Origin of the sequence: Halomonas rhizosphaerae, assembly GCF_030012485.1 — a bacterium.
Classification (GTDB): Bacteria; Pseudomonadota; Gammaproteobacteria; order Pseudomonadales; family Halomonadaceae; genus Halomonas; species Halomonas rhizosphaerae.
In genome coordinates this window covers 83,540-105,401 of sequence record NZ_JASCQQ010000017.1, presented here as the reverse complement: position 1 = coordinate 105,401, position 21,862 = coordinate 83,540, and the positions used below count along the sequence as shown (strand labels likewise).

General features: G+C 58.2%; 17 protein-coding genes. 14 read left to right on the top strand and 3 right to left on the bottom strand.

Annotated features, from left to right (window positions below; genetic code table 11):
• Positions 1-324: 324 nt before the first annotated feature.
• From QLQ86_RS08815 to QLQ86_RS08800, 4 genes are all read left to right on the top strand, one after another.
• Complete coding sequence (locus QLQ86_RS08815) at positions 325-1,647, top strand: O-antigen ligase family protein (RefSeq protein ID WP_282816631.1); 1,323 nt, start codon at positions 325-327, stop codon at positions 1,645-1,647.
• Entirely contained in the window at positions 1,644-2,549 is a 906-nt protein-coding gene (locus tag QLQ86_RS08810; RefSeq protein ID WP_282816630.1) for a glycosyltransferase family 8 protein, read from the top strand. The genes QLQ86_RS08815 and QLQ86_RS08810 overlap by 4 nt, the downstream gene beginning before the upstream one ends.
• A 108-nt stretch (positions 2,550-2,657) precedes the next feature.
• Positions 2,658-3,806 (top strand): glycosyltransferase, encoded by a 1,149-nt coding sequence (locus tag QLQ86_RS08805; RefSeq protein ID WP_282816629.1) that lies wholly within the window; start codon positions 2,658-2,660, stop codon positions 3,804-3,806.
• A gap of 189 nt (positions 3,807-3,995) precedes the next feature.
• Entirely contained in the window at positions 3,996-4,796 is an 801-nt protein-coding gene (locus tag QLQ86_RS08800) for a hypothetical protein (RefSeq protein ID WP_282816628.1), read from the top strand.
• A gap of 41 nt (positions 4,797-4,837) precedes the next feature.
• Here the strand turns inward: QLQ86_RS08800 and QLQ86_RS08795 are convergent, their stop codons facing one another.
• The 3 genes from QLQ86_RS08795 to QLQ86_RS08785 are packed head-to-tail and all read right to left on the bottom strand — an operon-like array spanning position 4,838 to position 7,579.
• Positions 4,838-5,743 carry a glycosyltransferase family 2 protein gene (locus tag QLQ86_RS08795; protein ID WP_282816627.1) on the bottom strand — a complete coding sequence of 302 codons (906 nt, stop codon included), beginning with the start codon at positions 5,741-5,743 and terminating at the stop codon, positions 4,838-4,840.
• 31 nt (positions 5,744-5,774) lie between these two features.
• Positions 5,775-6,485, bottom strand: coding sequence for a lipopolysaccharide kinase InaA family protein (locus QLQ86_RS08790; protein ID WP_282816626.1), 711 nt, complete (start codon positions 6,483-6,485; stop codon positions 5,775-5,777).
• Positions 6,486-6,511: 26 nt separating this feature from the next.
• Entirely contained in the window at positions 6,512-7,579 is a 1,068-nt protein-coding gene (locus tag QLQ86_RS08785; protein WP_282816625.1) for a glycosyltransferase, read from the bottom strand.
• A 125-nt stretch (positions 7,580-7,704) separates the two neighbouring features.
• On the opposite strand from QLQ86_RS08785, the gene QLQ86_RS08780 reads away from it, so the two are divergent.
• The 10 genes from QLQ86_RS08780 to neuC all read left to right on the top strand — a co-directional run bounded on the left by QLQ86_RS08780 (position 7,705) and on the right by neuC (position 21,843).
• Entirely contained in the window at positions 7,705-8,712 is a 1,008-nt protein-coding gene (locus tag QLQ86_RS08780) for an NAD-dependent epimerase (RefSeq protein WP_282816624.1), read from the top strand.
• A gap of 63 nt (positions 8,713-8,775) precedes the next feature.
• Positions 8,776-10,119 carry a UDP-glucose dehydrogenase family protein gene (locus QLQ86_RS08775; RefSeq protein ID WP_282816623.1) on the top strand — a complete coding sequence of 448 codons (1,344 nt, stop codon included), beginning with the start codon at positions 8,776-8,778 and terminating at the stop codon, positions 10,117-10,119.
• 191 nt (positions 10,120-10,310) lie between these two features.
• Positions 10,311-11,324 (top strand): UDP-glucose 4-epimerase GalE, encoded by a 1,014-nt coding sequence (gene galE, locus QLQ86_RS08770; protein ID WP_282816622.1) that lies wholly within the window; start codon positions 10,311-10,313, stop codon positions 11,322-11,324.
• Positions 11,325-12,374: 1,050 nt separating this feature from the next.
• A complete protein-coding gene (locus tag QLQ86_RS08765; RefSeq protein WP_282816621.1) occupies positions 12,375-13,283 on the top strand; it encodes a hypothetical protein in 909 nt (302 codons plus the stop codon).
• 351 nt (positions 13,284-13,634) lie between these two features.
• Positions 13,635-15,959 (top strand): polysaccharide biosynthesis tyrosine autokinase, encoded by a 2,325-nt coding sequence (locus QLQ86_RS08760; RefSeq protein ID WP_282816620.1) that lies wholly within the window; start codon positions 13,635-13,637, stop codon positions 15,957-15,959.
• Complete coding sequence (locus QLQ86_RS08755; RefSeq protein WP_282816619.1) at positions 15,946-17,877, top strand: ABC transporter ATP-binding protein; 1,932 nt, start codon at positions 15,946-15,948, stop codon at positions 17,875-17,877. Before QLQ86_RS08760 ends, QLQ86_RS08755 begins: the two co-directional genes overlap by 14 nt.
• 116 nt (positions 17,878-17,993) lie before the next feature.
• Complete coding sequence (locus QLQ86_RS08750; protein ID WP_282816618.1) at positions 17,994-19,004, top strand: NAD-dependent 4,6-dehydratase LegB; 1,011 nt, start codon at positions 17,994-17,996, stop codon at positions 19,002-19,004.
• A 15-nt stretch (positions 19,005-19,019) separates the two neighbouring features.
• The gene (locus QLQ86_RS08745) at positions 19,020-19,652 is read left to right on the top strand and encodes a NeuD/PglB/VioB family sugar acetyltransferase (protein WP_282816617.1); all 633 of its coding nucleotides are present in this window, start codon (positions 19,020-19,022) and stop codon (positions 19,650-19,652) included.
• Positions 19,649-20,668, top strand: coding sequence for an N-acetylneuraminate synthase (gene neuB, locus QLQ86_RS08740; protein WP_282816616.1), 1,020 nt, complete (start codon positions 19,649-19,651; stop codon positions 20,666-20,668). The genes QLQ86_RS08745 and neuB overlap by 4 nt, the downstream gene beginning before the upstream one ends.
• Positions 20,665-21,843 carry a UDP-N-acetylglucosamine 2-epimerase gene (neuC, locus tag QLQ86_RS08735; protein WP_282816615.1) on the top strand — a complete coding sequence of 393 codons (1,179 nt, stop codon included), beginning with the start codon at positions 20,665-20,667 and terminating at the stop codon, positions 21,841-21,843. The genes neuB and neuC overlap by 4 nt, the downstream gene beginning before the upstream one ends.
• Positions 21,844-21,862 lie beyond the last annotated feature (19 nt).

Sequence of the window (21,862 nt, the reverse complement as noted above, 5' to 3'; positions counted from 1 at the left end):
TGAGGATGTCAAGTTCTTTCTGACGGCTGGAGAGTCGGGCTCGCCCGACAGATCCCGGTCAAGAACTCTACGTTGAGCACGTTGATGGTGGTGACGCTCCGGTAGGTACTGGTCCATTCCAGCTATTCGCTCGAAGCCGCTGCGTTAGACGAAGGAGAACAGCTTGGATCATGGGCCAGTTTTTCCCTTTCCACGGTTGTGTTGTCTGGTATCCTGTTGCGCCTTCGAGAGGGGTATGAAGGCGCGAAGGCGAGGCTCGTTCGAGTTGGCGAATATGCTAGCGCCTGATGGAGATCTCAAATGGCATGGGGAGTGGCTTGATAGATGGAATGCGGTAGGGAAGAGATGCGGGGCGGCTGGAGGGCGAAGAATCATGTGGTTGGCTGGGTGGCCTTATCTGTTTATGCCTTTTCATGGTTGATCAGTTTCGACCTGTCTCGTTCGGCGGAATCCGTCTTCATCCTGTGCTTCGTCATCGCGTGGTTCTCGGAGCCTGACCCCTCGACCAAGTGGCACAGGATTTTCCTTCTGCTCATTGCGTTTATTCTGCTCCAGGTCTGGGTGCATTTCTTTGCGGTCGAACGCTTCCCGGATTTTGCCGATTCGCAGGTGAAGGCTGCCAGGCACATGACCAAGCTTTTCCTGTGCATTGCAGTGGCATGGTGGTTACGCGGCTCAGTGCAAGCGGGCAAATATCTGTTGTTGGTTTTCCTGGCGGGTATCGTCGTTTCCTTGGTTATCAATTCCAACGTCGAGGAGTGGATGACGGGGCTGTCAGGAAGTCGGGTGGATTTCGGATATACCAATGCGCAGCACACTGCTTTCTTAATGGGCTTGTTGCTGATCGTGGGGGTGAGCTGGCTCTTCAGGTGCCTGCATTGGGGTGTCAGCAAGTCCGAGTGGGGGCTGGCGCTTGCCTTGACGGTGCTTGGCCTGGTGGGTGTTGTCGTGACCCAAACGCGGGCGGTCTTGCTGGCTCTGGCTATTATACTGCTGGGCTTGCTCGTCGTGTGGCTGGTGAGTCTTATCAAGCAGATACAACGTGCCTGGTTGCGACCTAGGGTGCTGCTGCCTCTTTTCGCCCTGGTCGGCGGGTTTGTGCTTGTAGTGAACTCGATCGTGCCGATCGTCGAGCAACGCTTCTCGAAAGAAAACGAACAAAATGTTGTTCAGGCTATCCTGGACGGCAGGCTTGATGACGTCCCATACAGTAGTATAGGTAATCGCGTCCATAGCTGGGTGTATGGCTGGGAAAGGGTTCAGCAGCGGCCCTTGACAGGGTGGGGGGCGAAGAGCCGGACGCCACTGATGGATGAGGGACCTTTCCCGGACTGGGTGAAACGGGTCTACGGGCATTTCCATAATTCCTATCTGGAGATCTTGCTGGCGTATGGTTTTCTGGGGATGTCGATTTTGGCACTATTGACATCAATGATAATCAAGGGGACTCTTACGCTGTTTGGCCTTGTCCAGCGGCATTGGGGCATAGGGCTGATATCAGCTTGGATGTTTTTCTTCATGATTAACCTGTTTGAGTCCTATCTGATATTTAATTCCGGCATGTACTTCTTTATCATATTCGGCGGAGTCGGCTTGACCTTCTACCTATTTGGTGAGCATCACAAGGCGGGAGACGTGACACGATGAATGTCGTTCTGAGTGCAGACGAATCCTATGCTCGGTATGGTGCCGTGGTCATGGCCTCGGTCATCGCCAATGCAAACGATCCTGGCAACTTGCACTTCTTCATGCTGACACCTGGCTTGCATGAGGAGACCAGACAGAGCTTGCGAGCCTCCGTGGAAGGATCCGGTGTCGCTATCGATATCATTGATGTCGATGCACATGAACTGCAAGGACTGAAAGCTGGTCGCTTTGGTGTTGCAGCCTTGCTTCCTCTGTTGATGCATCGTTACCTGCCTGCAGGTTGCGAGCGTGTCATCTACCTGGATTGTGACGTCCTGGTACTCAGTGATCTCGCTGAATTGTGGTCTATGCCCTTGGAGGGACATGCAGCTGCGGCCGCCATGGACCTATGTAACCCCGTCAGCCGGCTTACCCGAGAGTCGCCTGATGACTACTTCAACTCGGGAGTGATGCTGGTTGACATGGCAGCATGGCGCAGCAGGCGAGTGGGCGAGAGGGCCTTGGCCTGCCTCGAGGAAAAGGGTAACGACTTTCGTTACCCGGACCAGGATGCCCTGAATCGGGTGCTGGCAGGAGACTGGTACCGGCTTGAGCCGGAATGGAACTGCCAGCCAACCGCCTATGCGGCCGTGGAGAAGCGCTATGCGCATCTTGTTCCATATCTGCCCGCCCTGGAAGTGGCCATTCGCCATCCGCGGATCGTGCATTTCATCGGGGCTGTCAAGCCATGGCATGCGAAGTGTGTCCATCCGCTCCAGGAAGACTTTATCGCCTACTCACGGCATACGCCCTGGCCCATCGACAGGAAAGCTTTGAGGTCATCTCTGGCTTGGTCAAAACGTATTCGCCTGGCATTCAAGCAACCCAAGATTCGTCGTCGTCGCAGGCTGATAGGCTCCTAGCCATTTAATTCAAAACGGAATTGAATCCATGTTGTACGTTGGTGTTTTCTTTCCCGATATTTCAAACAGGGTCTCTGGCTTTGTTGCAGTTGCCTTGCGGGAGTCTTGATGCGCACCCTGGTTGTAGTCCGCTCGCTGAAGATGGGCGGCATGGAGCGGGTGGCGGTGAACCTGGCCGATGCCTTCGCCCAGGCGGGGCACGAGAGCCACCTGCTGAGCTTCCGACGAATGCGAATGGAGGCGCCGCTGGCGCCGGAACACCCCGAGGTAGAGCAGCATCATCTGGCGCTGCGCTGGTGGGCCCGGCTGACAGGAGTGGGCCTGGTGCTGGAACTGCTGGTGCGGTTGTTCGTGAACCCGGTGGTGAAGCGTTCGCTGTTCCTCGGTTCCGGCATCATGGGGGGGCTGATATTCCGGTTCTGGCTCATGGCCTTCGAGCGACGCCATGGTCAGGTGGACCGCATCATCTTCCGCGGCGTGGGGACCTTCGAGCTGGTGTGGACCTTCCGGGACGACCGGGCGCGCTACGTGCTGGAGAACATCCTGCATGTGCGTGACACCAACTGGCGCCGCCGGCTGTTCGCGCGCTGTCTCTATCAGGGGCGGCACCTGGTGACGGTGACCCAGGGGGTCGCCGAGAGCGTCAGGGAGGCCATGCGGGCCTGGCATTTCACGCCGGCCTCGCTCGAGGTGATTGTCAACCCCTGCCCGGTCGAGAGCATTCGCCGGCAAATGCGGGAGCCCGAACCCGACCTGCCCGAGGGGCCCTATATCGTCAACGTGGCGCGCATGGTACCGGCCAAGGACCAGGCCTTGCTGCTGTGCGCCTATGCCCGGTCCGGGGTGGAGCTCCCCCTGGTGCTGGTGGGCGATGGCCGTGAACGGGGCCGGCTCGAGGCGCTGGCGAGAGAGCTGGGAATCGCTGAGCGAGTTCGCTTCGCCGGTCAACGTGCCAATCCCTACCCCTGGATGCACTATGCCCGGCTGTTCGTGCTCAGCTCGCGCTTCGAGGGCATGGGCATCGTGCTGTTCGAGGCACTGGCCTGCGGCACGCCGGTACTCAGCGTGGACTGCCCGGGGGGCGTTCGCGAGATCCTCAAGGGGGAACTGGAAGCCAGTATCGTGCCCCATGACGAGGAGGCCCTGGCCGAGGGGATCCATCTCGCCGTGCAGGGCGAGAAGCCGCCGATCGAGGAGCGCTGGCTGGATGACTTCCGGCCCGAGACGGTGGCAGCCCGTTTTACATCACCGGCATAGTTAGCAATTGTTTCGAGGCGATGATCGACAATATCTCCTTCTGTACGTAAGCCTCTAACATTCTGATAAAGCAAGTCAGGTACTTCAGCAGAGAATATATAGGATATGCCGATTACATTTCACCGAGATAGCCAGCCACTTCTCGGCCCGGCAGGAGACCCTGCTTTTGCTTCCCTATATGATTCCCGGATGTTCTGGCCTATCCAGCGTGCCTGGCTCCAGGTGGTGGTGAGAGATGGATTCCAGTCGGCTGTCACCCTCCCCGTAGAGCGTGGCCTATTCCAGATCTGGAAGCGAGGACTGCCGGGCGCCGGGCTGGTGGAGCAGAAGGGGCTTCCCAGACGTGTGATTGAGCAGACGCTGGGTTCGGATCTGGTGCTGCAAGTCGATCCGCAAAAGCTAGTCCGTACCACTGATTGGCGGGATTATGAATATAGTAGCAGACCATCATCGTCCGCCTTCCTTTGGGATGGCAGCTGGGACTTTCGACGAGGCGACCTGTGCCATGGGTCGCGCTATCGCTTCATCAGTGACCTGGACGCGCATCGCGACGACCTGACCGGAAGCGAGGCATTTCGGTATTACAAGGCGCAATTGGAGGCGGGCAAGCCCTGGCGCTCCCACCAAAAGGGCGTGCTGCTGGACAGCGAGGAGCGCATCCTGGCCTACCTACGTGTATACCTGAGCTTTCTGGATGACATGGCGTCACGGGGCTTCGACAGTACACGCGGAAAGGATGATCTGGGTGTGGCCGTAACCCGGGATGGGCACCTGCTCAAGATCAATCGGGGCCTGCATCGCTTGGCCATGGCGCAGAGGCTGGAGCTCGATTCCGTGCCCGTCACAGTCAAGGCCGTGCACCGGAAGTGGTGGGACAAGATCACCGCGGGCACGACTGGCCAGGCGGCCCTATCGTGCTTGAAGGAAGCCGTGAGAGAGTGCATACCGGAAACCGAGCCAGGAGCACTGGACCCAGTTAAGACACTGTAAGAGATAGGTTGGTTGTATTACTTCAAAGTCTTGATCACGACTTAATGAAATAAGGATAATAAATATCGCTTTAACATGCGGAAATCCGGCCGGAGTTTTCCATTAGCGATTGCTTCCCGCATAGTTCGCCGAAATCTTCTGCCCTGCTTCATTCGGTAGAGTGACTGTAGTGCAGACTTTGTGTCTGCCTGCATGAGTTTCTTTTTTTGATCATGAGACAAGACGCTAGTTAGCGTTGAGTTATTTTGTATTGCCTCGATAAAGCGTTGTCCCTGCTGTATGATTCGCTCATGGTCATGTCGCGCTCTTTGTGTGCCCACATCGCGCACTATGCAGCATGGGCCTTTGGCATATCGTGCTTCCTGCTTTTCTAGTGCCCGGAGAAAAAATTCCACGTCTTCTTTTTTTCTTAGCTCTTCGTTGAAGCCATTGAGCAGTTCGAAAGCAACTCGATTCATGATAAAGCTGTTGGTATGCAGCCATCCCATGTTCTCGATATATTCTTCGAGCGTCAGTGCGTCTGCATATTGCTTTTTTCCGGGGAGAAGGGACTGCTTGGTTGCTTCGTCGATCTTATCACCGAAAATAATACCCTCGAAGTCGGGATGCTCCATGGCCAGCCGCATCCGGCTGGCCACTGCAGTCTTGACGAGAAGGTCATCAGAATCCAGGAATCCTATGTAATTCGCATCGCTGAGTGCGACGCCGTGATTTCGTGCGGCTGACTGTCCTTGATTGCTCTCAAGTTGATGCACCGACACCTTGGGTTCAGCATGGAAGTGTTCTTTCAGCTTCGAGTAGCTGTCGTCTGTGGAAGCATCATCCACGACAATGCAATGCGTGTTTAGCCACGTCTGCGAGAGTATGGAGTCGATAGCTTCACGGACATGGGGCCAGCGATTGAAGCAAGGAATGATGATCGTAACAGAAGGCATTTCGTCATTCATGTGAAATGAGTCCTACCTAGGCTTGGTGAATTCATTGAGGTTGATGCCATAATGCGTTTAGTTGGTCTTCGGCCTCGGCCCGATATGCCTCTCCCCGCAGCTTGTTTACCGTCAACGATTTCTTGAGCGCCGGCCATTGGTCGGCGCCTTTCGTTGGTAGCCGGCGCAGGTGGGCGTCGATCCAGACGATGTTCTCGTGCTGGTCGATCAGCAGGTTGTTGTAGTGCAGGTCGCGATGGACGTAGCCGGCACGGGCGAGCTGCATGACCTCCCGGCAGAAGCGCTCCAGGAATGCCTGTCGACCGTCTTCGTCCAAGGCGTCGAAGACCTCGCCGCCGGGCCGGGCGGCTTGCATGTGTTCCATCAGGAGCAAGGAGGCGTTGCGGTTGCCGGGGTTGAGCGAGATACCCCAGCCGTGGCAGTGGGGCGTCCGCAGGCCGGCCCGGCGCAGGATCCTCAGGTTCAGGAACTCCTTGCGGGCATCCGACTGGGCCAGCCAGCGCTTCTCCAGGTAGTCACGCAGCAGCCACTTGAGTGGCGCCTCTCGTTTCAGGAACTTGTCCGGCACCACCTTGGCGAGGATCTGCCGGTCGGCGGAGAGGAAGAAGTGGCTGCTGCCCACGGCCTCGAAGGCCGCGGTAGTGGTGGTACTGGCCAGTGACAGCCGGTCCGGCAGGCCATCCGGCTGGAAGACCAGGTAGCGCCGGCGGCGGTCATCGAAGGGGATATCCAGCAGCTTCACGTCATGTCCTGATTACTCGATCCTGATCACAGTGCCTCGAACTGGGGCAACACGCTTTCCTTGAGGAACGGCCGGTAGTGGCGTTCCTCGATCTCGATGGGGGCCTGGTTCATGCGCGCGATCGCATCGGCCAGGCCCTTTTCGTTTTCCGGGGCCACCAGGAAGTCGGCGAGCTCCTGGGTGAGGATCTCCTTCGGCCCGCTGGGGCAATCGACGCTGATCACCGGGGTATGCAGCAGCAACGCCTCGATCAGCACGCGGGGCAGGCCCTCGGCATCCGAGGTGAGGAGCATCGCCTTGGCGGCGGCGATCCAGGGATAGGGATTTTGGTGGTAGCCGGCGAAGGTGACCCGCTCCTCCAGGCCGAGCTCGGCGACCTGGCGACGGATGGAGGCCTCGTGTTCGGGCTTGCCCTTGCCCATGATCACCAGCGGGGTGGCCACGCCGCTCTCGGCATAGGCGCGCAGCAGGCGGTCGTGGCGCTTGCGGGGCTCCAGCGCGGCCACGCAGAGGAAGAACTCGCCGTCGGGCAGCTCAGTGGGTTCCGCGGCCATCGCGACGAAGGGGGCCCGCTCGTAGGGGTTGTAGATGGCAAGTATCCGTTGGGCTTCCAGACCCACCACGTGCTCGAGGTTCTCCTTCACGCCGTGGGAGACGGCGATGACCTGCCGGCCGCCATAGAAGCGGCGCACTTTGTCGAAGGCGCGCTCGCGCTTCTTCGGGTCGCTGAACTTGGCCGAGACATCGGACTTCACCCAGAAGTAGAGGTTGGGATGGCGTATATGCCGGGTGATGCGGTCGCAGGCGCAGGAGATCACCACGTCCGGCCGCCAGGCCTCGAGCGCCCGGGCGATCCTGCGTGCTTGCCACTTCTCGGTGAGCACCGTGGTGGTGGCCTTGGTGAAGGGGGTGACCACGCCGAGGTTCTCGATTGTGAGCCCTTCCGGGATGCGGTGCTCGATGCGCTCGCGCAGGGTGAAGACGATGACCGCGTGGCCGCGCTGGCGCAGCTGGTCGGCGGTGTAGAGCAGCGACTTCTCGGCACCGCCGCCGTAGAGGTCGGCGATGACGAAGGCGAAGCGTTTGGGGGCCATTGGTGATCTGATCCCTTGGCTGGTAAATCTGCGCAAGGCTACCACAGTGGGTCGGGCAAGTGGCGGGGGACGCGGGCGCCTTACGATTGCGTTACAATCCAGGGCACGCGACGCAGGGAACCATTATGAAGCTTCTGATTACCGGCATGGCCGGGTTCATCGGCCACGCCGTGGCTCGGCGCCTGGCCGGCGATGGCCATGAGATCGTCGGCATCGACAATCTCAACGACTACTACGATGTATCGCTGAAGCAGGCGCGGCTCGATGACCTCGCCGATTGCGAGAACGTGCAGTTCATCCGGCTGGACCTGGCCGACCGCGCGGGCATGGCCGCGCTCTTCGCCGAGCACCGTTTCGATCGCGTGGTGCATCTGGCCGCCCAGGCCGGGGTGCGCTACTCGCTGGAGAACCCGCATGCCTATGCCGACAGCAACCTGGTGGGGCACCTGAACGTGCTGGAGGGCTGCCGGCACCAGGGGGTCGAGCACCTGGTCTATGCCTCGTCGAGCTCGGTCTATGGCATGAATGACCGGGTGCCCTTTGCCACCTCGGATGCCGTGGACCATCCCATCAGCCTCTACGCGGCCACCAAGAAGGCCAACGAGCTGATGGCGCATACCTATTCGCACCTCTATGACCTGCCGGCCACCGGGCTGCGTTTCTTCACGGTCTACGGGCCCTGGGGACGCCCGGACATGGCGATGTTCAAGTTCACCCGGGCGGTGCTGGCCGGCGAGCCGATCCCGGTCTACAACCATGGTGAGATGGAGCGGGACTTCACCTATATCGATGACATCGTCGAGGGGGTCGTGCGAGTGCTCGAGCGTATCCCCCAGCCGGACCCTCAGTGGCAGGCCAGCGAGTCGGGCCCGGACAGCTCCAGAGCGCCCTATGCGCTCTATAATATCGGTCACGGCAGCCCGGTCTCGCTGATGGGGTTCATCCGTGCGGTTGAAGCGGCCACCGGGCGTGAGGCGATCTGCGACTTCCAGCCCATGCAGCCGGGCGATGTGCCCCGCACCTGGGCGGATACCCAGGCTCTGTTCGATGCCACGGGCTACCGGCCCCAAGTGAGCGTGGAAGAGGGCGTGAGGCGGTTCGTCGACTGGTATCGCGCGTATCATGGGGTGTGAGGGGCCGACCTCCTGCCCCGCTGGGTTCACCCCGCACACATTACCTTCATTGTAGGGAGACGTATGAAGATCACCATTTTTGGAACGGGCTATGTGGGGCTGGTGACCGGCACCTGCCTGGCCGACGTGGGCCATGACGTGCTGTGCATGGACGTGGACGCCGACAAGATCGCGCGCCTGGAGGGCGGCGAGATCCCCATCTTCGAGCCCGGGCTCGAGCCGATGGTCAAGGACAACGTGGAGGCGGGCCGGCTGCGTTTCACCACCGATGAAGCGGAGGCGGTGGCCTTCGGTACGCTGCAGTTCATCGCCGTGGGCACCCCGCCTGACGAGGACGGCAGCGCCGATCTCACGTACGTGCTGGCGGTGGCCGAGACCATCGGCAAGCACATGACGGACTACAAGGTCATCGTCGACAAGTCCACCGTGCCGGTGGGCACCGCCGACCGGGTGCGGGAGAGCGTAGCCGGGGCGCTCGAGGCCCGCAGCGCGGCGATCGACTTCGATGTCTGCTCCAACCCGGAGTTCCTCAAGGAGGGGGCGGCCATCGAGGACTTCACCCACGGGGCCCGGATCATCGTGGGTACCGAGTCGGAGTGGGTGAAGACGCTGATGCGCGAGTGCTATGCCCCTTACATTCGCCTGCACGACAAGCTGATGTTCATGGACGTGCGGGCGGCGGAGCTGACGAAGTATGCCGCCAACGCCATGCTGGCCACCAAGATCAGCTTCATGAACGAGATCGCCAACCTGGCCGAGCGGCTGGGGGCCGACGTGGAGCAGGTGCGTCGCGGCATTGGCTCGGACCCGCGCATCGGCTACCAGTTCATCTACCCCGGTTGCGGCTATGGCGGCTCCTGTTTCCCCAAGGACGTGCAGGCCCTCGCCCGCACCGCCAGCGACGTGGACTACCAGGCCGAGCTGCTGACCGCAGTGGAAGGCGTGAACCGGCGCCAGAAACAGACCCTGTTTACCAAGCTGGCCGGGGCCCTCGAGGGGGAACTGTCCGGCAGGACCATCGCCCTGTGGGGGCTGGCCTTCAAGCCCAATACCGACGACATGCGCGACGCGCCCAGCCGTACCCTGATGGAAGCGCTGTGGCAGGCCGGTGCCAAGGTGCAGGCCTACGACCCCGAGGCGATGAAGGAGTGCCGGCGGCTCTATGGCGAGCGCGATGACCTGCTGCTGGCGGGGGATCGCATCCAGGCGGTGAAGGGCGCCGATGCCCTGGTGATCTGCACCGAGTGGAAGGAGTTTCGCAGCGTGGACTTCGCCTGGCTGAAGCAGCAGCTGGCCACGGGGGTGATCGTCGACGGCCGCAACCTCTTCGAGCCGGAGGCGGTCAAGGCCGCCGGGCTTCGCTACTTCGCCGTCGGGCGGGGAGAGTCGTTGAAAGTCCCGAACTGATATCTTGCCAGCTCGGTCACGGGTGATGGCCGAAGTTCCTAGTCATGCCGCGGATCATACCCGCGGCATGACTCGTTCTACTGTCCGCGTATAACAAGAAGCAGTCTCATGGATGGCGAAGATTAGCACTGTCGCGCTCGGTAGGGAGGACTAAGGTCGATAGCATCCCTGCGGCTGCGGAAATGCTGGCTATGTCGATTCTGGTCACGGGGGGCGCCGGTTATATCGGCTCCCACATGGTATGTTCCCTGCTCGAGCAGGGACGGGATGTGGTGGTTCTCGACAATCTCGTCAACGCTTCCTATGCCGCGTTGGAGCGCGTCCAGGCGTTAACCGGCCGATGCGCGATATTTATCAAGGGCGACGTGCGAGACCGAAGCACTCTTGAGCATATCTTCGACAGCCACAGCGTTAATGAAGTGTTGCACTTTGCCGGACTCAAGGCTGTCGGGGAAAGTATCGAGCAACCATTGCGGTATTACGATAACAATGTCGGCGGCACTCTGAGCCTTTGCAAGGCCATGGCAACTGCGGGAGTTCGACGTCTCGTGTTCAGTTCCTCTGCCACGGTATATGGCCATGTGGAGAGGATGCCGATAAAGGAGACCATGCCCACTGGGCGACCCACCAACCCATATGGTCGTTCCAAGCTGATGGTGGAGGAGGTGCTAAGGGATCTGTGCCGAACAGATCCGCGCTGGTCGGTTGCCTTGCTCCGCTACTTCAACCCGGTCGGTGCCCACGAGAGTGGCAGGATTGGAGAGGACCCCAGTGGCATTCCCAATAATCTTGTTCCATTCATCTCGCAAGTTGCGATCGGGAAATGCGGCGCATTGCCGATATTCGGCAATGACTATCCTACCCGCGATGGCACTGGTGTCAGGGACTATATCCATGTGCTGGATCTCGTAGAAGGGCATCTGGCCGCTATGGAAACCATTGCCAGACGGTCTGGTGTCAGCATCTGGAACCTGGGAACTGGTCAAGGCTACTCGGTACTCGAGATGATAAGAATGTTCGAGAAGGTTGCAGGGCGACCAGTCCCCTACACCATCCAGCGCCGTCGCGATGGAGATATAGCCGAATGCTGGTCTGACCCATCGCTGGCCGAGCGGGAGCTTGGCTGGAAAGCTCGGCGAGGACTGGAAGAGATGCTCGTCGATACTTGGCGATGGCAAACGGCAAATCCCCGGGGCTATGGCTGATCCGTACGCGCCTTGTCAGCTTGACCCGATGGGGAATCCCTCATCACACCCTATCTCGAAAGGTCCGTTGAACCGGTGACAGGTTCAACGGACCTTTTTTTTATCAATATCAATTGGTTAGTAATAGAGCGCGAGGGTCTCTCGCGTGATCTATTCCCAGAGTTGGCTATTAAAACTCTGCAGTTGAAGCATGAGATTTCCCTGCTTAAGGATGACGGCAATGGCGGAGACGTCTGGTGTGGCAGCAGTTACGAAAATGACCATGTGTGCGCTGCGACACAATGTAACCTGATGAAAGCGGCGTTAGTTGGTGTGTATATTCCGAAGTGATCTTGATGCCGTTTGAAAACAGAAGCAGAGGAGTTGGTGTGCCACGCCTTTCCTCCTTGCACCATCGCAGACAAGGCTTCAGGGAAGTGCCGGCATGACACCCTGGGGCGGTAGCGTGGTCAAGGCCACATGAGACACCAATTCAGCGGGAGAAGCCACCATCATGCTGACATCGGTTACGTGTGAACAGTTTCTGACGCGAGATTGTTGCCAATGGCGGGCGCAGTGACGTGAATGGCGACTTTTAGTTGTAGCGGTGCTACTGGACCTTCGCGTGGTTGGCAACGTGAGAGTGAATCGGACTAATGTGCTCACAGATGCCGACGGTATCAACGAGAGTCACGACGAACCGACAGGCATATTCGTGCTACGAGCCAAAGAGTCGTTATTGAGCAGCTAGCTATGGTTCACTAGCTTGTTATCATCAATGTGTCCATCTTGAACCTAGGCAGTCGCTTCACATTGTACCTCAAGATGTGGTCTATGTGACGACGGTATCCTTGGCGTGCTGTAACAACGTAATCAGCCAGCTGCTGCCGGCGGTCATGCTGCAGGGTGATGTAGCTTACTCAGTTGATAAATCTTATGGTTAAAATATTCATACACATTGGAACCCATAAGACAGGAACTACTACAATACAGCATGCTTTGCTCCAAGTGAGCCGGCGGGGCCTGGCCGATAGTTGGTATTATGCACGCACTCCTCGAGCAACGAGGATAATGATACGCGCTGAGACCCATGAAAACGAGCTGGTGAATAGTTTCCGGAAAGACTTTCTTCAAGGCGTGAAGCGTGCGGGAGGCAGAGCGGTTATATTTAGTTGCGAGGGATTTAGTGGCTGGCCGTTTACTGGATACCAAAATTCATCAGTTGTGGCTTCTATGTTGCGCGAGGCCACAACGGGCTACGATATCAAGATCATTATTTATTTACGGCGGCAATCTGAATTTATAGAATCAATGTACGCCCAGACTATCCATGAGGGAGCGGCGATATCGATGGATGAATTTCTAGAAGGTTTCGTGTCGCCGAAAGCGCTTATGTACAGTCGTATCATCAATGATTTTGCCGAAAAATTTGGTCGTGTCAATGTCATCGTCCGTTCTTACCATGCCGCCTCGCGGAGAGGTATTCTCAATGATTTCGGCGAAATTGTGGGCGTGTCGAGGCTTACTGAGTTCGAGCAGGAGCGTAAAAATCCGAGTTATTCATTGCATGCTATCAAAATTGCGAAGAGAAGCAATCTAGAGCTGGATCTGGCTCAGAAACAGCGGCTTAGACATGCGCTCCAAAAAGTTATGGCTAAGGATGATAGCGAGTATTTCATGCTGTTATCGAAGGCTCAGCACGATGTGTTAACCCAGCGTTATGCCGATGATAATCGGTGGATAGCCGATGAGTATTTTTCGGGTAATATCGAAACTACATTTCCGTCTGTATCAGAGGAGGCAAGCTCATCCTCACAGTCTACTTTGTGCCATGATCAGGTGAGTCGTTTAGTGGTTGAGCTGCTCTCGTGGCCGAGTGGGCAAAGAAATGAAACGGGGCTTCTGGCAGGAGCACGCATTGCGCTGGCTGCATATCCACGTTTGACCACTATTCTCCGGACTATACTCGGGAGAAATTAGGTGAGAAAGGTTCTCATCTCTCCGGCAGCGAGGGGTATTCTCAACTGATGTTATGCCGATTTCTGGTGTCTACCCTTCGAGGCTTCCCCCCGGATCTCGTAAGTAAACACATACAGCAACTCCTTAGCGGTATGGCTACGAGATCGACACCTGAAGTGACTATCCATATTTAATCATGCATATTTCTCCGACTTTCGGAGTAGGCAATGTACCTCTTTATAAAGACGACCAAATGATAGATAAGCTCCCACGGGTAGCCAGTAGCATTTGACCTGCCGAAATCATGAATGATAATAGCTGATTAGGCACTTAGCCATAGATAAACGCTTAGTCAATATCGGAGAGAAGATCGTGAATAGCCGGCCACATCAGGGCAATGTACCGATTCCCCCGTCTCCGATCATTATTCAGGGTACTTCTTCCGCTCAAGACGGGATGGACATTGCTCGCCTGCTGGGCGTACTGGTAGATCATAAATGGTTGATTCTTCTTTCATTCTTGCTCTTTGGGCTAGGGGGCTTGATCTACAGTGCCACGGTGACCCCGATCTACCGGGGTGACACTCTGGTGCAAGTAGAGAGCCGGTCTTCCATCAATACCGTGGGAGAGTCGGGGGGAGTGGTAAGGGAAGCCGATAACAGTAGCGGGGTAGCGACCGAGGTCCAGATTCTGCGCTCGCGTATGGTGTTGGGAAAGGTAGTGGATCGGCTCGGTATGGATATGTCCATTCAACCACGCACGCTGCCCCTCATCGGTGGCTATATACAGAAGAACGAGATAGCACGTCCGGACCTGGCTACCCTGCCGCTACTGGGAGACAGGCTGCTCGCCTCGGGCTGGGTACAGCGACTTCAGGACCTGGTCTCACATCACCCGGGCGTCTGGGGGAAGGAGACGATTGAACTGTCGCGGGTTGAGATGGCTGAGGCCATCAAGGGGACGCCTCTGACAGTGGAGGTATTGGGCGATGGACGCTATCGCCTTTTGCAACAGGAAGAGTCTTTGGGGGTTGGCCGTCAGGGAGCAGAGGAAGCGTTCATGAATGGCCAGGTCCGCCTGCGGATCGAGGAGATAAGGGCGCCGGCTGGCGCGAACTTCCAGTTATTGATGCAACCTCGTGAACTCGCGATTGCTCAGTTGAAAGGGCGGCTTTCCATCATGGAGGAGGGAGCCACTGCAAGGGGAGTCAGCACCGGGATGTTGCGGCTGACCCTTACGGGAAGCGACCGTGGCGAGATACGGCAAGCTCTGGATGCGATCAGTCAGACGTTCCTGATGCAGAATGTGGAGCGCCAGTCTGCCGAGGCTCAGCAGAGCCTTGAATTCCTCGAGAAACAGGCCCCCGAACTGCGGGCCCAGCTTGCTGCCGCCGAAGACCGTATGAGTGAATACCGTGCCAATGTGGACAGTATCAACATCGACTCCGAGGCACAGTCGGTGATCGACCAGTTCATTAGCCTGGAGAGACAGCTCAATGAGTTGACCATCCAGGAGTCGGAGTTGACCCAGCGTTTCAATGTTAATCATCCGTCATATCAGGGGCTAATGGAAAAGAAGCGATATCTGAATGCACAGCTGGGGCGGCTCAATCAGCGTGTCAAGGCCATGCCGGAGGCTCAACAGCACCTGATCAGACTCAATCGAGATGTTGAGGTCGCTCAGGCGATATATGTCGATGTGCTTAACAAGGGCCAGGAGCTACAGTTGTCGAAGGCTGGCACGATTGGCAACGTCAGAATCATTGACCCAGCGGTGGTTGGGCGGACGCCGGTAAAACCCCAAACGACCGTCATCGTTGGCGCAGCGGCACTGCTTGGCGGCTTGCTGTCCATGATCTATGTAGTAGTCAGGTCGGCCTTCAACCGGGGAGTTGAGAGCCCCAAGCAACTCGAGGATCTTGGCATTCCCGTCTATGCCACGGTGCCGCTTTCCCCCGAGCAAGCACGCCTGGCTAAGTGGGACAGGCGAGCGATGAAAGATGGCTGGCTCCTGGCGGAGCAATTCCCAGCGGACTCTGCCGTAGAGTCGTTGCGAGGGCTGCGTACCAGCTTGCACTTTGCGATGCTGGATGCTCCCAACAACTGCCTGATGATTTGTGGGCCCAGCCCGGATATTGGCAAGAGCTTCATTGCCCTTAATTTGGGTGCTGTCTGCGCCCAAGGAGAGCAGAAGGTCCTGATCATCGACGCAGATCTGCGCAAGGGTAGCCTTCACCGGGCATTCGGTGAGCCTTCCAAGGGTGGCTTGTCCGATGTACTGACCAACACGCTTGGCATAGACCAGGCAATCCGCGCTACCGAAATGCAAGGGCTGTTCTATCTATCACGGGGAACGGCACCACCTAATCCTGCTGAGTTGCTGATGAATCGGCATTTCTCGGCGCTGCTGGATGATGTGAGTAGTCGCTTCGACCTGGTCATACTGGACACGCCTCCGGTGCTGGCGGTGGCCGATGCCGCTATCGTAGGAAAGCGGGCCGGCACCGCCATGATGGTGACTCGCTTCATGATGAACCCCCCAGGAGAGATCGAACACGCGATACAACGCCTGAATAATGCAGGTATCGATGTGAAAGGCTGCGTCATTAATGGAATGCAGCGAAAGGCGTCGACGGCCTATGGATATGGATATTATCAGTACCAATATGCAACGGGTCGCTCCCATGAAGATGCCTGACGGTCGGATGGAGGGGGCGGCGGTAAGCTCGACACCGGCCGTTGGCACAGAGGCTACATCAGGCAATAAGGATGGCCTGAAGATCGCAGAGAAGAGCCTGTTGCGCGTCCTCGCCGAACTTTACTCGCTGCTGACCCCTGAGCAGAAGCGAAGATTGTTGCGACTCCAGTTCTTGCTTGTGCTTATGGCGCTGGCAGAGATTGTCGGCGTGGTCTCAATCGGGCCCTTCATGGCGCTGGTAGGCAATCCTGAGCGCCTTCAGGGAAGCGGCACCCTGGCAGATTGGTACCGGATGTCCGGTCTCTCCTCCCCTGAGGAGTTTCTTATCCTTATGGGGGTAATCGCCTTTTCCCTGCTTTTGATATCTAGCTTGTTCAGCATGTTTACGTTGTGGCGATTGTTGCTTTATGGAGCCAAGGTTGGAGGGGAAATATCCAGTCGCCTGTTCGAATACTATATGCACCAACACTGGCTTTTCCACGTGGAGAATGCCAGCAGCAGCTTGATGCATGGCATTTCCCAAGAGTGTAGACGCGTCTCTGATCACATCATCGGGCAATTTTTGCGAATGAATGCCAAGATTGTACTTGCCCTGTTAATGGTGGCGGCTCTTTTCATTTATAATCCCTGGATAGCGACGCTGGGGCTGTTGATCTTTGGTCTTTCCTACATTGTTCTATATCGGCTCGTGCGGAGCCGATTAACAAGCAACAGCAGTAAGATGTCGTCTTCTCAGGCGCAACGCTTCAAGTTGATGTCGGAAGGTTTCGGTGGCATCAAGGATATTCTGTTGCTCGGGCGCCAGGAGGCAATGACGCGAAAGTTCAGGGAGGCCAGCCGGAGCTATGCGTACAACCACGGGACGAGCCTGACATTAAGCCAGGCACCACGTCATGCCATGGAGCTGATTGCCTATGGCGCCGTGATAATGTTGGTGCTTTACTTGCTCGGCATGCACCAGGGGGACACGGGCAGTATTCTTCAACTCATTGCGATCTATGCGCTGGCGGGTTTCAAGCTCTTGCCTGCCTTCCAGCAGGTCTACGGGAGCCTAACGACGATTCGAGCCAATCTCTCGGCTTATTACACCCTGAGGGATGACCTTTATGCCAGTCGCAACATGGATAGGGAAGCACCGAGGAAACAGTCAGGACAGACAGGTGGAAAGTTTCCGGAGCCTGGTAAGAGAATCCAACTCAAGGGCGTATCCTTTCGCTATCCTGGGCAGGAGGAAGCGGTGATCAAGGAACTTGATCTGACGGTTCCTGCCAATAGCGTCATAGGTATTGTCGGGTCATCGGGGTGTGGGAAATCGACCATCATCGATCTGCTCTTGGGCTTGATCTCACCCTGTCAGGGAGTGGTCCAGGTTGATGGCATCGCGCTCGATGCCGGCAATATGCGTGCGTGGCAGGAGAAGCTCGGCTATGTCCCCCAGAGCATTTTTCTCGCCGACGATACTATTCGCCACAACATTGCCTTGGGGCTGCCTGATGAACAGGTCGATCTCCAGCGACTCGGGAAGGCGATAAGCCTGGCGAACCTGGATGGCCTTGTCGATAAATTGCCCAAAGGCCTTGACACCGTGGTTGGTGAACGTGGCGTTCAACTTTCAGGTGGCCAGAGACAGCGTATTGGTATTGCTAGGGCACTCTATCAGGATGCTTCAGTGCTGATCCTCGACGAGGCCACCAGTGCCTTAGATGGTATCACCGAAAATGTAATCATGCGTGAAATTCATGCCTGGTCCGGGAGTCGGACCATTGTCCTTGTTGCGCATCGAATCAGTACAGTCAAGCAGTGTGAATGGATCTATCTCATGGATCATGGGAAAGTGGTGGATCAAGGTTGTTATGAAGACTTGATCCATAGAAATTCGTCTTTCAGGGCGATGGCAGGCGAAAATAAAACAATCTGATTCTATCTAAAGAGAACCAGCTTTCATCGATTTATAAGATAATTTTCTCTCCGTGATGGTTAAACATATGGTTAATTATTACTGTTTGGTGATTTTCTAAATTGTGAGAATGATACATGTCATTATATAATAGGCAGGTTCTTGTTACGGGTGCTGATGGTTTTATCGGTTCACATCTTACCGAAGCGTTGGTCAGACAAGGCTGCCGAGCCAGGGCCATGGTGATGTACAACGCCTTCGGCTCCCGGGGGTGGCTGGACGAGGTGCCTCGGGAGGTGGTCGAGCAGGTGGAGGTGGTGGCCGGTGATGTCCGCGATCCTCATGCCGTGAAAGCGTTGATGACAGGCTGCGATGTGGTCTTTCACTTGGCGGCGCTGATCGCGATTCCCTACTCCTACATGGCCCCTGACAGTTATGTCGACACCAATGTGCGTGGCACCCTCAATGTGTTGCAGACGGCCAGGGACCTGGGTGTGGCTCGGGTGGTGCATACCTCTACCAGCGAAGTGTATGGGACCGCCCTGCGCGTCCCCATCGACGAATCGCATCCCCTGCAGGCTCAGTCGCCCTATGCGGCCAGCAAGATCGGTGCCGATCAGCTGGCCCTGTCGTTCCATCGTTCGTTCGGTACGCCGGTATCGCTGATTCGGCCCTTCAACACCTATGGGCCTCGCCAGTCCGCCCGGGCTGTCATTCCCTCCATCATCATCCAACTCGCCCAGGGCGCTTCCCGGCTGCATCTCGGTGCGCTTCATCCCACCCGTGATTTCAGTTATGTGGAGGACACCGTCGCCGGTTTCATTCGGGTGGCCGAGTGTGACTCGGCCCTCGGCCAGGTGGTCAATGTCGGCAGCGGCTTCGAGATCAGCATCGGCGACACCGTATCGTTAATCGCCGAACTGATGGGCACGACCATCCAGGTGGTATCCGACGACCAGCGCCTGCGACCGGCCGCCAGCGAGGTGGAAAGGCTGTGGGCCGATACCACCCGGGCCCGGGATCTGGTGGGGCATATCCCGGCCCATGGCGGGCGGGAGGGATTCTGTCGGGGACTCGAGAAAACCATCGCGTGGTTTCGTGAACCGCACAACCTGAACCGCTACCGGTCCGAACGCTATGGCATCTAGCCAACCGAGGCAGGGATGAGCAAAGACGCCTTTATCGTGCTCGGCGGCGGCGGACACGCCCGGGTGGTGATCCATTGCCTACAGGCGCTTGGCTATCGGGTCAGCGGCTATACAGCTCCCCGCGACCTGGGAGTACAGCGCGGCATCCCGTATCTCGGCGACGACAGGGGACTGCGGCGAGGTGTGGAGGTGACGAACATATCCATGGCGCTGGGCATTGGCAAGGTGACTATTCAGTCTCCCCGCTTGCACCTGATGGATACGCTCCGGGCTGAAGGTTTCCACTTTCCCCCTATCGTCTCAGCACGTGCCGTAGTGCACGACGATGTGGTACTCGGGGCCGGCAGTGTGGTCTTCGATGGGGCGGTGGTGGTGACGGGAACGCGCATGGGCCTGGCGTGTATCGTCAACACGAGTGCCACGGTGGATCACGACTGTGAGTTGGGCGACGACGTGCACGTGGCACCGGGCGCGACCTTGAGTGGCGGCGTACGTGTGGGAAAACGTAGCCTGATCGGCACCGGGGCAAGGATCATCCAGGGCGTCAGTATCGCATGTGACTGCCTGGTCGCCGCGGGGGCGACGGTGGTGCGGGATCTGGACAGGCCAGGCACCTACATGGGGACGCCAGCGAGGAGAGTCGCATGAGCTACAGGGAACCGACCTTCGTGATCGCCGAGGCGGGGGTCAACCATAACGGTTCGCTCGAGCTGGCGCTGCGCCTTGTCGAGTCGGCGAGGGAGTGTGGTGCCGATGCGGTCAAGTTTCAGACATTCCGTGCCGAGTCGCTTGTCACGCAGCATGCCGTCAAGGCGGCGTACCAACAGCGTAATGTGAAAGGAAGTCGCTCCCAACTCGAGATGCTGCGTGCGCTGGAGCTCTCGGAGAGCGAGTTCGAGGTGATACGTCGCCATTGTGAACGCTGTGGCATCGAGTTTCTCTCCAGTGCTTTCGATGAACGTAGCGTGCATTTCCTCGATGCGCTGGGCATGCGCTGTTTCAAGGTACCGTCCGGAGAGGTGACTAACCTGCCGCTGCTCGAAAGTATCGGGGCCATGGGCAAGCCCGTGCTCCTCTCGACCGGGATGTGTTGGCTCGGTGAGGTGGAGATGGCGCTGCGCGTACTGGAGGAGGCGGGTGCCGGGGCGGTCACCCTGCTGCACTGTGTGACCGAGTACCCGGCGCCTCACGATCAGGTCAACCTGGCCGCTATGGCGACCCTGCACGAGGCCTTCGGACGGCGAGTCGGCTACTCGGACCACACCGACGGGATCGAGATTCCCGTGGCGGCTGTGGCCATGGGGGCGTGTGTACTCGAGAAACATTTTACGCTGGATACCAGCATGGCGGGGCCCGACCACCTGGCATCGCTGGCCCCCGACGCCTTCCGACACATGGTGGAGACCGTGCGACGGGTCGAACTGGCGATGGGCGACGGACAGAAGCGACCGGCTCCCTGCGAATTGGCCAATCGAAAGGTAGTGCGCAGGAGTATCGCGGCCCGCGGAGCCATTGCGGCCGGTGAGCCGATCACCCGTGATGCCCTCGTGCTGAAGCGGCCCGGTGACGGCCTTCCCCCGGAGTGCTTGGCCCTGGTGGAAGGGCGGCGGGCGCGCCGAGATATCCAGGCCGACGAGCTGCTCGACTGGCAGGACCTGTCATGAATCGGCGTCGCATATGGATCGTGACCACCTCTCGGGCCGACTACGGGCTGCTGTACTGGTTGATGCGGGAGATGGAAGAAGATGCTGACCTCGAGCTGCAGACCATAGTGACGGGCAGCCACCTGTGCGTCGAGTTCGGCATGACGGTCGACGAGATCGTGCGTGATGGCTTCAGGGTACACCGGCGCATCGAGATCATGCTCTCGTCCGACAGTCGCGAGGCGATGGTCAAGGCCATGGGGATCGCGCTGCTCGGTTTCGGGGATGCCCTGGTGCAGGATGCCCCCGACTTGCTGGTGGTGCTCGGCGATCGGTTCGAGATCGTGCCTGTGGCCCTCGCCGCCGTCGTGCACCGCATACCGGTGGTACACCTTCACGGGGGGGAGGTCAGCGGTGGCGCCCTGGATGAGTACTTCCGCCATGCCGTCACCAAGCTGGCGAGCCTGCATTTTCCCGCCACCGAGCTGTATCGGCGGCGCCTGCTGAGGATGGGGGAGGATCCCGCGAGGACCTACAGCTTCGGGGCCCCGGGGCTCGATCATCTCCATCGCAGCGACCTGCTGAGCCGAGAGGCGCTCGCCGAGTGTATCGGGATGCCGCTGGATCGTCCCACGGCCCTGGCGACCTATCACCCCGTGACAGGCGAGCCGGATGCACGTCTCGCCGGTCAGATCGAGGCGCTGCTGGGCGCCCTGGAATCATGTCCGCAGCTCCAGGTCATCTTTACCAAGGCCAACGCCGATGCCATGGGGCGCTGGATCAATGCCCAACTCCTGGACTGGGTCACCCGTCATCCAGAGCGCGCTCGCTTCTTCGACAACCTGGGTCACCGTGTCTATCTCAGCTGTCTGCGCCACCTAGACATGCTCGTGGGCAACTCTTCCAGTGGGCTGATCGAAGCCCCCTCGTTCGGTCTGCCCGCCATCAATGTCGGCAGCCGTCAGGAGGGGCGTCTACAGGCCGACAACGTGATCTCGGTGGAGCCCGTGCAGCACGCGATCGGTGAGGCCATCTCGCTTGCCCTTGACCCGGGGTTTCGTGACGGGCTCAAGGATATGGTCAACCCCTATGACCCCCGGGCCGACGGGCAGATATCACGTCGGATCAAGGACGTCCTCAAGACCGTTCTCCTCGATGAGCAACTCATGAAGAAGCCGTTCCATGTCTTCGAGTAGTGTTTGGGCCTGATGCCCC

Coding starts and splice junctions, on each gene's coding strand:
- QLQ86_RS08815 (WP_282816631.1), top strand. CDS start 325: ATGGAATGCGGTAGGGAAGAGATGCGGGGCGGCTGGAGGGCGAAGAAT.
- neuC (WP_282816615.1), top strand. CDS start 20,665: ATGAATCGGCGTCGCATATGGATCGTGACCACCTCTCGGGCCGACTAC.
- QLQ86_RS08755 (WP_282816619.1), top strand. CDS start 15,946: ATGAAGATGCCTGACGGTCGGATGGAGGGGGCGGCGGTAAGCTCGACA.
- QLQ86_RS08785 (WP_282816625.1), bottom strand. CDS start 7,579: ATGGCCCCCAAACGCTTCGCCTTCGTCATCGCCGACCTCTACGGCGGC.
- QLQ86_RS08765 (WP_282816621.1), top strand. CDS start 12,375: ATGATACGCGCTGAGACCCATGAAAACGAGCTGGTGAATAGTTTCCGG.
- neuB (WP_282816616.1), top strand. CDS start 19,649: ATGAGCTACAGGGAACCGACCTTCGTGATCGCCGAGGCGGGGGTCAAC.
- galE (WP_282816622.1), top strand. CDS start 10,311: ATGTCGATTCTGGTCACGGGGGGCGCCGGTTATATCGGCTCCCACATG.
- QLQ86_RS08810 (WP_282816630.1), top strand. CDS start 1,644: ATGAATGTCGTTCTGAGTGCAGACGAATCCTATGCTCGGTATGGTGCC.
- QLQ86_RS08745 (WP_282816617.1), top strand. CDS start 19,020: ATGAGCAAAGACGCCTTTATCGTGCTCGGCGGCGGCGGACACGCCCGG.
- QLQ86_RS08750 (WP_282816618.1), top strand. CDS start 17,994: ATGTCATTATATAATAGGCAGGTTCTTGTTACGGGTGCTGATGGTTTT.
- QLQ86_RS08800 (WP_282816628.1), top strand. CDS start 3,996: ATGTTCTGGCCTATCCAGCGTGCCTGGCTCCAGGTGGTGGTGAGAGAT.
- QLQ86_RS08795 (WP_282816627.1), bottom strand. CDS start 5,743: ATGAATGACGAAATGCCTTCTGTTACGATCATCATTCCTTGCTTCAAT.
- QLQ86_RS08775 (WP_282816623.1), top strand. CDS start 8,776: ATGAAGATCACCATTTTTGGAACGGGCTATGTGGGGCTGGTGACCGGC.
- QLQ86_RS08805 (WP_282816629.1), top strand. CDS start 2,658: ATGCGCACCCTGGTTGTAGTCCGCTCGCTGAAGATGGGCGGCATGGAG.
- QLQ86_RS08780 (WP_282816624.1), top strand. CDS start 7,705: ATGAAGCTTCTGATTACCGGCATGGCCGGGTTCATCGGCCACGCCGTG.